This window comes from Bacillus stercoris (assembly GCF_029772985.1).
GTDB lineage: Bacteria > Bacillota > Bacilli > Bacillales > Bacillaceae > Bacillus > Bacillus stercoris.
Window position 1 is genome coordinate 4,032,347 of sequence record NZ_CP121861.1, and the last position, 14,796, is coordinate 4,047,142.

Genomic DNA, 14,796 nt, shown 5'->3' on the forward strand with positions numbered 1-14,796 from the left:
AAAAGCCCGCTCCGAGAGCGGGCTTTCTTCTACTTATTTCCACCAGTCATCAAACATTGACGCTGGAACCTGACGTTTATGTTCAGTCATGCTGTAGCGTTTTTCCAATGCTTCTGATACTTTCGCTGATACTTGTTTTCCTTCGAGATAATCGTCAATCTCTTCGTAGGAAATGCCAAGCTCTGTTTCATCCGACTGCTGCGGTTTTTCATCGAGCAGATCGGCAGTTGGTTCTTTTAAATATAAGCGTTCCGGTGCACCCAGCTCTTTCAGCAGGCTTCTTCCCTGGCGCTTCGTCAAGCCTGTCAGCGGCAGGAGGTCTGCTCCGCCGTCACCGTACTTCGTAAAGAAACCAGTCACTGCTTCAGCCGCATGATCTGTTCCTAACACAAGAAGGCCTTCCTGGCCGCCGATCGCGTATTGCGCAATCATTCTTGTTCTCGCTTTTACGTTTCCTTTATTAAAGTCAGTCAGCTGGTCGCCTGTTTCCTGCTGATACTGATCCGAAAACGCGCTGACTGTCGATTTAATATCAAACTTCCATGATTTATCCGGCTTAATAAACTTCAAAGCGAGCTGGGCATCGTCTTCATCCTGCTGTGTGCCATGCGGAAGACGGACCGCGATAAATTGAGCGTCCCCGCCCTCCTCGCGAATGCTCTCCACCGCAAGCTGAGCGAGTCTTCCCGCAAGCGTTGAATCCTGGCCGCCGCTGATTCCCAATACAAAGCCTTTAGCACCGGTTTTCTTTACATATTGTTTTAAAAAATTGACTCGGTCCTCAATTTCTTGCTTTGGATCAATTGAGGGCTTCACATGTAACTCACGCATAATCTTTTCCTGCATGCTCATCCCAATCATTCCTCCTGTACATTTTCCCTTGTTACTGTTCATTTCCCCAAATCAATGAAAATGAATCATGACTGTTATGTATCCCTCTTAAATATAGCACAGGTCTTCATTCACAGTGAACAAGAGAGATCAGCTGACTTCAACCCGTATGGATGTCACACTGTCGCCATTGCATTTCCCTTTTTCAATCGGGCAGGAAGAAAACGCGACAATTAAATCCATCTCCGCCCTAAGCCTTACGTAATCTCCGGCATTTGAAAGCGGTGTTTCCACAGACAGATTCCCTTTCTCATCAAGAACGGTATTCATAAAAATCGCAAAGGGATAATGCATGTGAGGCTTCGGCACGCCAAACTGTTCAAGCGCACGGTTCATATTGTCATAGCACGTATCCTGAAACTCATCCTTTTGCTTGCCGTATAAGAGCCTGTTCATATCAGGACGGCAGGCGGGCAGAAGCAGGTCATGCTTGCCGACCGTATCTTCAATCAGTGTTAGCATCGGCTTGTACAGGTTGGAGTAGAGATGGTCGTTGACCTTCACATGAATGGAGTGATTGGCGTCTATCGTCGCTCCCTGATCAAGGTGTTCATAAAAATCCTTGGCATGGTATGCAACAAAATCAGCCACCTGCTGGCCTTCTACATCAACCACCTTCAAAATCTGCCCCTTTTTCAGCTTCAGCCCAAGCCCTTTTTTCGGCTCCACGATATATTGCTGTGTCATTGGTTTGCTCCTTTTTTCATTAGTATGAGCGTCCGCTTCCTTCTCCATGTAAAAAGAGGCAAAAATCCGATGTATATAAGCTACGGACAGATCACAATCTAACCTTAGATAAAAGGGGTTGAATAAATAATGAGCCAAACAAAAAAAGACCAGCCAAAAGGGAATCTGGCTTGGTGGCAGCTGTCACTGATCGGAGTCGGCTGCACGATTGGAACTGGCTTTTTTCTCGGTTCCAGCATCGCAATTGTAAAAAGTGGTTTTTCCGTTCTCCTTTCATTTCTGATCGCAGGGATCGGTACGTATTTTGTCTTTGAACAGCTCGCCAAGCTGTCGGCGAAGCAACCGGAAAAGGGCTCGTTTTGTGCGTATGCCCGGAAAGCATTCGGCAAATGGGCAGGCTTCAGCAACGGCTGGGTGTACTGGTCGTCAGAAATGCTGATTACCGGCAGCCAGCTGACAGCCATTTCGCTATTTACGAAGCATTGGTTTCCTCAAGTGCCGCTATGGGTGTTTGCCTCAATCTACGCGGTACTGGGGCTTCTTATTATTTTCACCGGCCTGTCTGTCTTTGAAAAGACAGAAAACGTGCTGGCAGTGATTAAAACAGCCGCTATTTTTATGTTTATTGTCATTGCCATCCTGGCGTTATGCGGTATCCTGTCAGGCGGAAATCATGGCATACATGTTCCAAATAAGACGAGTGAGTTTTTCCCATACGGCGCCATGGGGCTGTGGACAGGTTTAATCTACGCATTTTACGCCTTTGGCGGAATTGAAGTCATGGGGCTGATGGCGGTTCACTTAAAAAAACCTGAGGAAGCGTCTAAATCAGGGAAACTGATGCTGGCGACACTGGCGATTGTTTATATCATTTCAATCGGGCTGGCTCTGCTTTTGGTTCCGTTACACTCGTTCACTGAACAGGACAGTCCGTTCATTACGTCGTTAAAAGGATATAACCTTGAGATCATCCTCGATATATTTAACGGGATTTTCATCATCGCCGGGTTCTCGACCCTTGTCGCTTCGCTTTTTGCGGTTACGACATTGCTTTGTACGATGGCTGATGACGGCGACGCGCCGAAATGCTTTACTCTAAAGGAAGGCAAAAAAATATGCTGGCCGGCACTGGGGCTGACGTTTGCGGGGCTTATCCTCTCCATTATTCTGTCATTAGTGCTGCCTAAAAACATTTATGAGCATATGACAACAGCCGCGGGGCTTATGCTTTTATACACTTGGCTGTTTATCCTGTTCTCCAGCAAAAAGCTGACTGATCCTGAGGGCATGGGAAAAACGCAAATTTATTTAGCGATGATTCTGATTGCTGCGGCTGTGTCCGGTACATTGTTTGAAAAATCAAGCCGGCCCGGTTTTTTTGTGAGCATCGGTTTTCTTGTGATCATCGCCATCGTGACCATGATCTATCAAAAAAAGCAGGGTCATAAAGACCGCCCTGCAAGTCCGTGATTTATTTCAGTTTGTTGAACATGTTCTTTAAATAAGAAAATGGGCACTTTGATACCTGTTTTTCGTCATCACGGAGGAAATACTGCTTCCATTCACGATTATCCTTTTCTCCATACCAGCCTAATTTCGGGTGAATCGGAGCTTCATCATAGGCCTCTAAACGGGAGCGGATCAGGCTGCTCATGTTGCGGCCAAAAGCGGTTGAGCCATTTAACTCTTCAAACACCCATCTCGGCTGAAAGGTGATCATAAAAAAAGGAAAGCTTCGGCTTTTTCTCGCCTCGTGCCCCGGTGTAGCGCAAAGAATAAAGTACGGTTCGCCGTCAAAACAAAACTCCCATTTATAATGCTCGGGATCGGCCGGAATGTCTTCCGGCCATTCTTTTTCGTCTTGTTCACTCAGTCTATTTAAAAAGCGCCAAAACAGCTCTTCATACGCTTCAATCGAATAATGCTCCGCCAAATCTTCCGGTGTATCAAACAACACAACGAGGGATGCGTATTTTCCAGTGTCCCGCGATATCTTTCCGTACTCCGCAAGCAACGGAGCCAGTTCCTCCGCTGTACGGTTTTCCCGCGGATCTCCGGCAAAAGCAATGCGAAGCTGATCAGTCAGAAACGCCTGGCGTCCGGGAATGCACGGAAACGTATCCGCATCGTCCGCCAGAGTTTCTGCCAGCAGCTCAAAAGCGATTCTTTGCCATTCAGGAAGCTCTTCTTGAATACGTTCCAGAAAACTTTTGGTGTAAATCCCACTCACCATTGATCCACCTCCAGTATCATCTGGATACTATATTAAAACTGGAAGCGGCAGGTGACTGTCCTTTATGAATCAGCCCAATAACTGTTTGATGCCCTGATAACCAAAGTAAAGGCCAAACACGAGGAGTGATACACCGGCCATTCCGGTCAATCCTCTCAATAGCTTTTCATGAAGCAGGTTTCTGAATGTACTGGCTGTAATCGCCATGCAGAAATCCCAGATTAAAATGCCGATCATGATGCCGGAGCTATAGATCAGCAGCTGATTCATATTGTAGGCCTCTGCTGTTTTCGCAAGAATGCTTCCGTAAATTCCAAGCCAAAAAAGGATGCTCAATGGATTTGAGAGTGAAATGAGAAAACCTGAAGCGAACGTTTTCCGGAATGACGGTTTTCCCCGCGAGCTTCGCACATCCATCGGCTCTCTGACGTTTTTCAGCGTTTCAATTCCAGTATAGGTCAGCACAAAAAAGCCGAAGAGCCACAAAAACGTTTTTACAAATGGAGCGGTCAAAAACTGTGACAGCCCGAAATAGATAAAAAGCATGTACAGCCCATCCGCTGTCATGGCGCCTAAACCAAATATCCATGCATGCCAAAAACCGTTTTTAATTCCTTTGTCTATTTGCGCCGCATTCACTGGCCCCACAGGCGCAGACAAGGACAGTCCCAGCACAATATAGCTCAAAAAAATGTTCACCGGCCCGTACTCCCTTCTCTTACGTAACTTGTACAATTTATTCGGGAACGGGCCAAGCTATGCACAATTTCACTTACTGTTTCAAACGTTGAAGCTCTTTCTCCATGATATCAGCGGCTTTGCCTACAAAACTGAAAATGAGTTCCAGTTCCTCTTCCGTATATTCGCAGCACAAATCCATCGTCGACTCAGACAGAGGACGGAACAAATCCTTTATATGTTTTTTCGAAGCAGTCAAAGGGACGATTACGACTCTCCTGCGATCGTTCGGGTCCTTTTCACGAGCCACATACCCCGCTTTTTCCAGCCGGTCAACAAGCGCCGTGACGGAACCCGTGCTAAGTCCGGTTTTTTTCCCCAGCTCTCCGGCCGTCATCGGTCCTGCTTCATTTAAAATGTCAGCTGATTTCAAATCGGTGGGAAACAGACCGAGAGCTTGAGCGGCTGCCTGATGAAACAGAACCGTTCTTGTGCCCAGTTTTCGAAAAAGCTGAACAGCAGTCTTTTCCAACTCACTTCTGGAATTTCTTGTTGACAACTGACAGTCCTCCCTATAAAATCGAGTTTATCTTGATAATCGAGATATTCAATAATCAAACTATTATCATGATATCAGAACTTACATAGAAAAGTAAGAGGAGGTAGAACAAATGGACACAACAACAGCAAAACAGGCTTCCACAAAATTTGTTGTTCTCGGTCTCCTGCTGGGCATCTTGATGTCCGCGATGGACAATACGATTGTTGCCACCGCGATGGGCAACATCGTAGCCGATCTTGGAAGCTTCGATAAATTTGCCTGGGTGACGGCATCCTATATGGTGGCGGTTATGGCTGGCATGCCGATTTACGGCAAGCTTTCCGATATGTACGGCCGAAAACGTTTTTTCCTGTTTGGACTCATTTTTTTCTTAATCGGTTCGGCTTTATGCGGAATTGCCCAGACGATGAATCAGCTGATCATCTACCGGGCCATTCAAGGAATCGGGGGCGGCGCGCTCCTGCCGATTGCCTTTACGATTATCTTTGATTTGTTTCCGCCGGAAAAACGCGGAAAAATGTCCGGCATGTTCGGCGCTGTATTCGGATTATCCAGTGTTCTTGGGCCGCTTTTAGGCGCAATCATTACAGATTCGATCAGCTGGCACTGGGTGTTTTACATTAATGTGCCGATCGGCGCATTGTCATTGTTTTTCATTATTCGCTATTACAAAGAATCTCTGGAGCCCAGAAAGCAAAAAATTGACTGGGGCGGCGCGATTACCTTAGTCGTATCCATTGTATGCCTGATGTTCGCCCTTGAGCTTGGCGGCAAAACATACGATTGGAACTCCATTCAGATCATTGGGCTGTTTATTGTATTCGCTGTTTTCTTCATCGCCTTTTTTATTGTGGAGAGAAAAGCGGAAGAGCCGATCATTTCGTTCTGGATGTTTAAAAACAGATTGTTTGCCACAGCACAGATTCTTGCTTTCCTGTATGGCGGAACATTCATTATTTTAGCGGTATTTATTCCGATTTTCGTTCAGGCGGTCTACGGCAGCTCAGCGACAAGCGCGGGCTTCATTTTGACGCCAATGATGATTGGATCAGTCATCGGCAGCATGATCGGCGGGATCTTCCAAACGAAGGCAAGCTTCCGCAATTTGATGCTGATATCTGTTATAGCTTTCTTTATCGGCATGCTGCTTCTTTCCAATATGACGCCTGACACAGCACGGGTATGGCTGACAGTCTTTATGATGATTTCAGGCTTTGGCGTAGGCTTTAACTTCTCACTGCTGCCGGCGGCATCGATGAATGACCTCGAACCCCGCTTTCGGGGAACGGCAAACTCTACAAATTCGTTTTTGCGATCATTCGGCATGACCCTGGGCGTCACCATTTTCGGAACGGTGCAAACAAACGTATTCACAAACAAGCTGAGCGACGCCTTCAGCGGCATGAAAGGCTCAGCGGGATCAGGCGCGGCGCAAAATATCGGCGACCCGCAGGAGATTTTCCAAGCGGGAACACGTTCCCAAATTCCTGACGCAATCCTGAATCGCATTATTGACGCGATGTCATCAAGTATCACGTATGTATTTTTGCTCGCTTTGATTCCAATTGTCCTCGCGGCGATTACCATTTTGTTTATGGGAAAAGCCAGAGTGAAGACAACAGCCGAAATAACAAAGAAAGCAAATTAACATAAAAAAGCAGTACATGCTGGGCATGTACTGCTTTTTTCTATTACACTCCTAATCTTGCAAGAATAAACGTCCAAATACATATGCCCAATAAAAGAATCAGGCTGTACGCCACTGTCCGTTTAAACAGTTTAGATTCCTTGCCTGTTTGGCCGACCGCTGCGGCAGCGATGGCGATAGATTGAGGAGAAACAAGTTTTGCCATGACCCCGCCCGCAGTATTTGCGGCCAACAGCAAGTCAGAACCCGCACCGATCTGCGCTCCGGTGACAACCTGCAAATGTCCGAACAAAGCGTTATTGCTGACAACAGATCCGGTAATGAACACGCCGATCCAGCCGAGAACGGGACTGACAAACGGGAACAGGTCTCCTGTTTTCGCCAGCGCTAATCCAATTGAAGAGCTGAGCCCTGCGAAGTTGGCCAGATTGGCAAACCCCATCACGAAGCAGATCGTGATAATCGGCACCCACAGCTCTTTTCCTGTCTCCTTCAAGGAAGCAAAGGCATCTCGAGAGGAGAAGTTTTTGCTGAACAGTCCTGTCACGATGACTGCGGCTAAAATCGCTGTACCAGTCGCTGACAGCAAATCAACTTTCAAGACCGCATCTAACGGCATGGCAGATGGCGCAATCGGCGGCATTTTCATAATTTGCTGGTGCAGAAAAGGCATTTTGAACAGGAGCGTTGTTTGATATAACAGTCCGCCTTCTTGGAAAAGCGCTTTGAAGGCGGGAAGGCTCCAGATGGTGATTGCCGCAGTTAAAATGTAGAAAGGTGACCACGCTTTCGCAATGTCAGCGGCACGGTATGTCTTTTGCTCACCAGCATCGCCGGCTCCTTCCTCCCTATAAATCTCTTTCGGCTGCCATTTGCGGAGGAAGAGGGCAAGCCCGCCCATGCTGAACAAGGCCGCCAAAATGTTGGCTAATTCCGGCCCGAGCACTGCCATTGTCAGTGTCTGAACCGCTGTATACCCACCGCTCACAACCAGAAGGGCAGGCCATGTCTGTTTGATTCCTTTCATTCGATCTAATAGGAATACAAGCAGAAACGGTATGAAAAATGAGATCATCGGCAGTGTCCACATCAATGTCCGTGACAGCTCAAGAGCAGACAAATCACCAATCTGCGCCCCTGTGATGACAGGAATCCCGATTGCCCCAAAGGCTCCGGAAGCTGCGTTTGCGATCAAGCAGAGCGCTGCCGCTTTTAACGGTTTAAAACCAAGTTCGACGAGCAGCGCCGCGCTGATCGCAATCGGAACACCAAAACCGGCCGCGCCTTCCAAAAACGCGTTAAAACAAAAGCCAATTAATAATAGCTGTAATCGTTGGTCAGGCGAAATGCCGGCAATGCTGGACCGAATAATAGTAAATTTCCCGGTTTTCACTGCGATTTTATACAGCCACACCGCCATCAGGACGATGTAGCCAATGGGCCACAGCCCGCTCCCGATTCCTAGCAAAACAGAAGAAATCGCTTTTTCAACCGGCATGTGAAATGCCAAAACGGAGACGAAGAAACTGACGGCTAGAGTAAGAAACGCCGCAAGTATGCCTTTCATTTTCAAAACAGTTAAAGCCAAAAGAAAAAAGAGAATCGGAGTGAGCGCCACAAGTGCGCTCACATACTCGTTTCCAAACGGATCATACAACTGCTCCCACATTGACAATCAGCCCTTTACTCTAAAGTTGCGGTTAGTTGACTTTTTGTTCTGCAAAATGAGGCTTTAAAATGTTTTTAAGGACGCCGGCGCTGTGAAGGAACTGTTCTTTTTCTTTCTCATTCAAGTTCAGCTCAGTGATACCAGCGATCCCTCCGCGGTTCACGACAGCTGGAACACCGATGTACACGTCATCTGCACCGTATTGCCCGTCCACATATGTGCTGACAGTTAATATGCTGTTTTCATTATGAAGAATCGCTTTTGTAATGCGGGCAAGACTCATCGCAACGCCATAATAAGTCGCGCCTTTTTTCTCAATGATATGGTAAGCTGCGTTTTTCACGTCATCTACAATTTGGTCAAGCTCCTCTTGTTTGTACGCATCGTTTTTCTCAACGAGTTCACTGACCGGCACACCGCCGACATTCGCGTGGCTCCAAACAGGAAGCTCAGTGTCGCCGTGCTCTCCGATAATATGCGCGTGCACATTTTGAGGCGCTGCGCCAAAGTATTCGCTCAGCATGTAACGGAATCTCGCAGAATCTAGTGTTGTGCCGCTTCCGATCACCCGCTCTTTTGGCAGGCCGCTGAATTTCCATGTCGCGTAAGTCAGGATATCAACCGGATTTGTCGCGATTAAGAAAATGCCGTCAAATCCGCTTGCCATAACTTCACCGACAATGCCTTTGAAAATCTTTAAGTTCTTTTCTACTAATTCAAGGCGTGTCTCACCAGGTTTTTGGTTTGCTCCGGCGCAAATGCAGACAATATCAGCATCCTTGCAGTCTTCATATGTTCCGAAAGATGTTTTGACCGGTTGCGGCGCAAACGCCTTTCCGTGGTTTAAATCCATTACATCGCCCATTGCTTTTTCTTTATTTAGATCAATGACCACAAGCTCATCTGTGATCCCTTGGTTAATTAACGCAAATGCATAACTGCTTCCAACAAAACCCGCTCCGATTAAAGCTACTTTATTTACATGTTTGTTCATCATTAATCATCCTTCCAGGGTATGTTTCTCTTTGATGTCTTTTTATTTGTGAAGTATTTCACATTTATATTGTGCAATACTTCACAAACTTTTGCAAGAGAAAAGTTTTGTCTGATTTATGAACAAAAAAGAAACCATCTATGATGGTTTCTTTCACTATAACCCGTCAGCCTTGTTCTCAATAAGGAAGAGAACCGCTTAAGCCCGCGTCATTATATAAACCATTTTGCACGTAATCAAAGCCAGGCTGATTCTGGCCAGGCACTTGGGCACTGCCATTATTAAAAATCACTTTGGCGTTGGTTGTATCCGTATCCGCAGGCAGCGTCAGCGTGTAAATTCCGTCTGCATTTTTAGTCATTGGTTTTCCAGGCCAAGATCCGGTCAATTCAGTTGCCCCGCCCCCATCCTGTTTATAGATATAAGCATTTACCTGACTCCAATGATTCGGATTTTGATAGCCGATGGTTTTGGCCGAAGCTGGATCTCTTTTAACAAAACTGTACTCCTCGGTCCTCGTTACACCATCACTGTTCGTTCCTTTTAACATGATGGTGTATGTTTTGCCAAATGGATCTTCTTTTCCGATTGTGAATTGATCTCCATCTTTAAACGCTGTCTCTTGTCCATTATTGATTTGATAAACAGCTTTTGTTGTGTTCGCATCTGCACGCAGGGTAATCGTCAGTTGATCATTGAAAGAATGTGTTACGCCTGCTTTGTAATTCTCAAGGAAAACTTGAGGCGCATTTGCAATATCGTCAGGATAAAGCACAGCCACAGATCTGGCATTGATCGTGCCTGTCAGTTTACTGTCCCTGACTTGAAATGAACCGGTCCCGGCTTTATTATCATAGCTGCCATCAGGTAATTTCGTTGGAGCATTTATGCTGACAGAAGAGGAACCTGCATTTGCCAGCACAACACCTTTTGAGCCGCGCTGATTCATAAATATTTGATTGTTCCCATTCGGATTTGAGAGTTCCTCAGGCTGCCCGGCCATTTCATTGTGAAATTGATTGACCGCAGTGATCGCCTGATCTTTAAATAAGGCGCTCCCGCGATCTCCTATTTGACTTTTCCCTGGAAATCTTACACCATTTCCGCCGCCCTCAGGCCTGGAAAAGAAAAGAGGCGTGCTTCCTGAGCGCGAACCAATCACTGCCCAGCCTAAACGGATATCGTCATCACTCATCCATGTGGACTCTTCATCATCATTGGCATACGTATCATGTGACTCCACCCATGTCACTAACTTGTCCGCAGACACATCAGAGGCATAGTGGGAGAGATTCGATACACTCAGATTATGGTTCTTTAAAGCGGACCTTATGGAATGCCCATAGTTAGACGCTGTCACATTCATATAATTCGCATATGCAGCATCCCTGGAGGCACTATCCTGCAGGATTTCTCCGTATTGGAACTCCGCCGATGTATTTGTGATATTCGGCCAAAATTGGCTGCCGTAATTCCCATCATCCGGAAGCTCTATATGCTTGGCGGCATCATAGCGGAACCCGTCTGCTCCGTCATCCAATGCTCTTTCTAAGAAACGTTTCAGATAGGTTTGCACCTCAGTGTTCTGTGTATTCCAATCATACAGCCCTAGCAATGCATTTTGAGTGATGTCCCATCGGTCCGACCAATTTTTAATTTGTGTGTTTCCGTGTGTCCAGTTTGGAATACTCTTAATCTCATTAGAAATGGCGGCATAGTCACTGGTGGTATGATTGATGACCGCGTCAACTATGACTTTTACGCCATATTCTTCAGCAGCTGCACACATTTCTTTAAATTCTTGTTCAGTGCCTAAGTAGTGGTTGCCAATTTGGTACGATGTCGGCTGATAGAGCCAGTACCAGTTCGACATGCTTTTATTTCCTTGGTTCCCTTCCTTTACTTGGTTAATCGGAGACGTCTGAATGGCTGTATATCCTGCATCATGAATGTCCTTCATATTGTGTTTTAACGTATTAAATGACCAATTCCAAGCATGAAGAATGGTCCCGTTTTTGACCGATGAATCGGTCACCTCATTCGATTTGTTTGCAGTTTCAGCATTTGCAGCCGCCGGTCCTGCCAAAACCATATGAAACAGCAACAAAAATCCAGCGAATAACGGCAGTAAAGAGGTTTTGAATCGTTTTTTAAACATTTTTGACACTCCTTATTTGATTTTTGAAGACTGACTGCGGAGTCAAAAATTCCTCTTACTCTTTCTTCAGCTTCCTCCTTTCAACTGTTGTGAAGACTGGAGAAGAATTATGTTAACGCTTACATTTGAACTTATCACACCCTCTCTATCAAAGCAACGCGGCAGAGTGAATTCAAATCTATATTCCTATCAAATAAAAAGACTTTGCTCTTATAAACAAAAAAAGAAACCACCATCAAGATGATTTCTTCTTTGCTTCTTCTTTTACCGCTCCTCTGTAAGCCAGCTTCACAATCACATATCGAAGCAAAAATAGAACGCCGCTACAGACGATAAAAAGAAGAATCATTTTCAGCCAAGCGAAGAATGTATGGGGAATCCCCCTGTCGTACATCGTAAGCACCACTACCGCAAAGGCGACCGCAATTGAATCTATTCGCTGCTGCTTTACCCGTTTTCGCAGTTCTTCTTCGGTGTCTATTCTCGGCATGAGCATTCCTGACGCTCCTGCCCTGATGCAGTAATATAAGATGATGAGGAACAAAAACACAAGGCTTGCAGCCCATTCTTTAAACGGAAATTCAAACATAATGCCGCGGATGATCACATCAAGGAGCGCAAACGATCCCGCTATCATCCCAATCTCCGACCAGATTTTTTGTTCTTTTTCTTTTACTCTCTTATTTTCCCCATTCACGCCTGAAAGTCTATTACGCAGATTATTCATGACCTTCCTCCCGCACTTTTACGAATGGCTTTGGCTTACATCTTACAATAACAGCCTGTGCTTCTGCAATGAATAAATCAAAAGCCCGCCGCACAAGCCAGTCCCCTAGTCAAGATGAGCCGAATCAGAGTGAGCGGCAGTATATACCGCAGCCGCTTCACATACGAAAATCCCGCTTGCGGCACGCACAGCATCCAAAATTGGCTGCGGCCTTCAGCCGGATGCTTCACCATTCCACCCTTTGTAAGAGCTGATTCATTTAGAAGCATCCTTTTGCTTTAAAATTTCGCTCATCAATTTATGACCAATGGGCAATAATAGGTTCAAACAGTAGCTTAGATCGTTTTACATGCTGACAAATCAAACATGTAACCAAAAATCGCAAAAGTAAGCGTATCAAAATAGACATAAGTTAAGCAGCTAGAAATGCGAAATGAGGGTAGTGGATGACTGAAATCATACTAAAGTATAAAAACTTCTTTTCCACTCTTGTTCGATGGATCATTTTCGGAAGCCTTATTGGTATCATTGTGGGCTCGACAACAACTTTCCTTTTAGAGACAAACGATTATCTAGGAGAAGTGCGGAAAAAAAGGGATTGGCTTATTTTCCTTCTCCCTTTAGGGGGTTTGATCTTAGGATACATCTATATGAACTACGGAAAGGTATGGTTGAATAACACATTACATGACACTGCTGAATTAAATAATCTAGTGATAGACGCGGTTCATGGTAAGAAAGTGGTCCCGCGGAGAATGGGACCTATCGTCTATTTGGGAACCTTCATAACAGTCTTTTTTGGCGGGTCTACAGGAAGGGAAGGGGCGGCTGTCCAAATGGGAGGAAGCATCGCTGCAGCAGTACACAAGTTTTTTCGTTTAAACATATTTGACAGTAAAATGTTCATCATGAGCGGCATAAGCGCCGGGTTTGGCGCCGCCTTTGGAGCTCCCATAACAGGTGCTGTTTTCGGAATGGAAATGGCTGCTTTAGGAAAACTGAAATTCGAAGCGCTTGTTCCTTGTCTGGCGGCCAGCTTTGTCGGTCACTTTATGACAACAGCAGCCTGGGGGCATAAACACGAAGAATTTATTATACAAATTGTGCCGCAGCTATCTGTTATGGCGTTTATTAAAGTGATTCTCGCAGCTGTTATCTTCAGTTTATTAAGTGTTTTATACTGCCAAATGAGACATGGTATACAAACATTTTCGGAGAAGCTTTTCAAAAAAAATCATATGAAGAGGGCCTTTGTTGGCGGGATCATCATTGTGGCATTAACGCTAATAGCAGGTTCACAAGATTACAATGGCCGGGGATTAGGGATGCTACAGCAATCCTTTAAAGAAGATGTTCCTCCTTTTGCCTTCCTCGCCAAACTGGTTTTTACAGCAGTTACGCTTGGAACCGGCTTTGTTGGCGGAGAGGCCATACCTTTATTTTTTATGGGGGCAACATTAGGGAACACCATTCACACATTCATGGATTTACCTATGTCATTTCTCGCTGCATTGGGATTAATCGCTGTTTTTTGCGGAGGCGCCAATACCCCTTTAGCAGCCTTCCTATTGGCAATGGAGATGTTTCACGGAAAGGGGCTGGAATACTTTTTTGTTGCTTGTATCGTTAGTTATTTATTTTCAGGACACCATGGACTATGGCCTTCTCAAAAAATGTACGAGCCTAAGAGCAGGTTATATCATATCCCTCACGGAGAAACCATTGAGAATGTTGAAAAGAAAAAAAAGTCTTAGACAGACTGGCAGAAATAAAGCAGCCTGCTGCATTTGGATTCCGCTTGAGACTATCACTGAAGAATAGAATACAAAATATAACCCACAATATAAACAGCCCAGGAAGATATTGATTGGTCGAAAAGAGGGGATGTTTTTGGATTTAAATTTCATATGGAAATCTATAGTGGTTGTGGCAGGAGGAGTTCTTATTTTGCGGTTAGCTGGGAGAAAATCAGTTTCTCAGCTTACGGTAGCTCAGACTGTCATGATGATAGCTGTTGGATCATTAATTATTCAACCTGTTGGCAACAGGAACATTTGGATTACAATGGTGATTACGTTTTTAATGGTACTCACGCTTCTTTTTATTGAATATATTGTTTTGAAATCGGATGCCCTTGAGACGTTTATTTATGGAAAATCACTTACAGTAGTCGAAAACGGCAAAGTGAATGAAAGAAATTTAAAAAAACTGCGGTTAACAGTTGATATGCTTGAAGTAAGGTTGAGACAACAAAATATTCAGCACTTGACTGATTTACAATGGGCTACAATCGAATCGAACGGCCAGTTAGGTTATATGTTAAAATCCGAAAAACAATACGCTACAAAAGAGGATATTCAAATGCTTAAATCGCTGATTGAATCACATCAATCTAAGCCCTCCAATGAATCCGAAAATACTTCAAATAACATATTTACTGAAGTGAAAAATAGAAAGCATAACGAAAAACCTAAAGACCATTTGGATTAGGAAAAAGTGATAAGTGACTAGGTCATCATAACTTTTTTACATTCTCACTTAAGGTTTTC

At 45.0% G+C, this 14,796-nt stretch carries 14 protein-coding genes; 4 read left to right on the plus strand and 10 right to left on the minus strand.

Annotation, left to right across the window (positions count from 1 at the left end; translation table 11 throughout):
• Positions 1-33: 33 nt before the first annotated feature.
• Positions 34-852, minus strand: a complete 819-nt coding sequence (nadE, locus tag QA442_RS20785) for an NAD(+) synthase (RefSeq protein WP_071578697.1) — start codon at positions 850-852, stop codon at positions 34-36.
• Positions 853-981: 129 nt separating this feature from the next.
• Positions 982-1,578 (minus strand): DUF1989 domain-containing protein, encoded by a 597-nt coding sequence (locus tag QA442_RS20790; RefSeq protein WP_003246345.1) that lies wholly within the window; start codon positions 1,576-1,578, stop codon positions 982-984.
• A gap of 129 nt (positions 1,579-1,707) precedes the next feature.
• Here QA442_RS20790 and QA442_RS20795 point away from each other — a divergent pair, with 129 nt between their 5' ends.
• Positions 1,708-3,048, plus strand: a complete 1,341-nt coding sequence (locus QA442_RS20795) for an amino acid permease (protein WP_014662698.1) — start codon at positions 1,708-1,710, stop codon at positions 3,046-3,048.
• Position 3,049: 1 nt separating this feature from the next.
• Here QA442_RS20795 and QA442_RS20800 read toward each other — a convergent pair whose 3' ends face one another.
• The 3 genes from QA442_RS20800 to QA442_RS20810 form a co-directional block, all read right to left on the minus strand.
• Positions 3,050-3,811: a YqcI/YcgG family protein gene (locus tag QA442_RS20800; protein ID WP_279473393.1), complete on the minus strand. Its 762-nt coding sequence runs from the start codon at positions 3,809-3,811 to the stop codon at positions 3,050-3,052.
• Positions 3,812-3,880: 69 nt separating this feature from the next.
• Positions 3,881-4,510, minus strand: a complete 630-nt coding sequence (locus QA442_RS20805; RefSeq protein ID WP_069839804.1) for a LysE family translocator — start codon at positions 4,508-4,510, stop codon at positions 3,881-3,883.
• Between the two features lie 73 nt (positions 4,511-4,583).
• Positions 4,584-5,048: a MarR family transcriptional regulator gene (locus QA442_RS20810; RefSeq protein ID WP_014662695.1), complete on the minus strand. Its 465-nt coding sequence runs from the start codon at positions 5,046-5,048 to the stop codon at positions 4,584-4,586.
• 112 nt (positions 5,049-5,160) lie between these two features.
• On the opposite strand from QA442_RS20810, the gene bmr3 reads away from it, so the two are divergent.
• The gene (gene bmr3, locus QA442_RS20815) at positions 5,161-6,699 is read left to right on the plus strand and encodes a multidrug efflux MFS transporter Bmr3 (protein ID WP_040084243.1); all 1,539 of its coding nucleotides are present in this window, start codon (positions 5,161-5,163) and stop codon (positions 6,697-6,699) included.
• A gap of 43 nt (positions 6,700-6,742) precedes the next feature.
• On the opposite strand, the gene QA442_RS20820 is transcribed toward bmr3, so the two are convergent.
• The 5 genes from QA442_RS20820 to QA442_RS20840 all read right to left on the minus strand — a co-directional run bounded on the left by QA442_RS20820 (position 6,743) and on the right by QA442_RS20840 (position 12,477).
• Complete coding sequence (locus QA442_RS20820; protein WP_251199244.1) at positions 6,743-8,368, minus strand: L-lactate permease; 1,626 nt, start codon at positions 8,366-8,368, stop codon at positions 6,743-6,745.
• Between the two features lie 31 nt (positions 8,369-8,399).
• Positions 8,400-9,365 carry an L-lactate dehydrogenase gene (locus QA442_RS20825; RefSeq protein WP_069839801.1) on the minus strand — a complete coding sequence of 322 codons (966 nt, stop codon included), beginning with the start codon at positions 9,363-9,365 and terminating at the stop codon, positions 8,400-8,402.
• 175 nt (positions 9,366-9,540) lie between these two features.
• Complete coding sequence (gene amyE / locus QA442_RS20830; protein WP_279473394.1) at positions 9,541-11,520, minus strand: alpha-amylase; 1,980 nt, start codon at positions 11,518-11,520, stop codon at positions 9,541-9,543.
• A 235-nt stretch (positions 11,521-11,755) separates the two neighbouring features.
• A complete protein-coding gene (locus tag QA442_RS20835) occupies positions 11,756-12,247 on the minus strand; it encodes a DUF6773 family protein (protein WP_071581403.1) in 492 nt (163 codons plus the stop codon).
• A 77-nt stretch (positions 12,248-12,324) separates the two neighbouring features.
• The gene (locus QA442_RS20840; RefSeq protein WP_176465929.1) at positions 12,325-12,477 is read right to left on the minus strand and encodes a hypothetical protein; all 153 of its coding nucleotides are present in this window, start codon (positions 12,475-12,477) and stop codon (positions 12,325-12,327) included.
• A gap of 420 nt (positions 12,478-12,897) precedes the next feature.
• Between QA442_RS20840 and QA442_RS20845 the strand changes: the two genes are divergently transcribed.
• Positions 12,898-14,001: a chloride channel protein gene (locus QA442_RS20845; RefSeq protein WP_255220396.1), complete on the plus strand. Its 1,104-nt coding sequence runs from the start codon at positions 12,898-12,900 to the stop codon at positions 13,999-14,001.
• 136 nt (positions 14,002-14,137) lie between these two features.
• Positions 14,138-14,737 (plus strand): DUF421 domain-containing protein, encoded by a 600-nt coding sequence (locus tag QA442_RS20850; RefSeq protein WP_095431211.1) that lies wholly within the window; start codon positions 14,138-14,140, stop codon positions 14,735-14,737.
• Positions 14,738-14,796 lie beyond the last annotated feature (59 nt).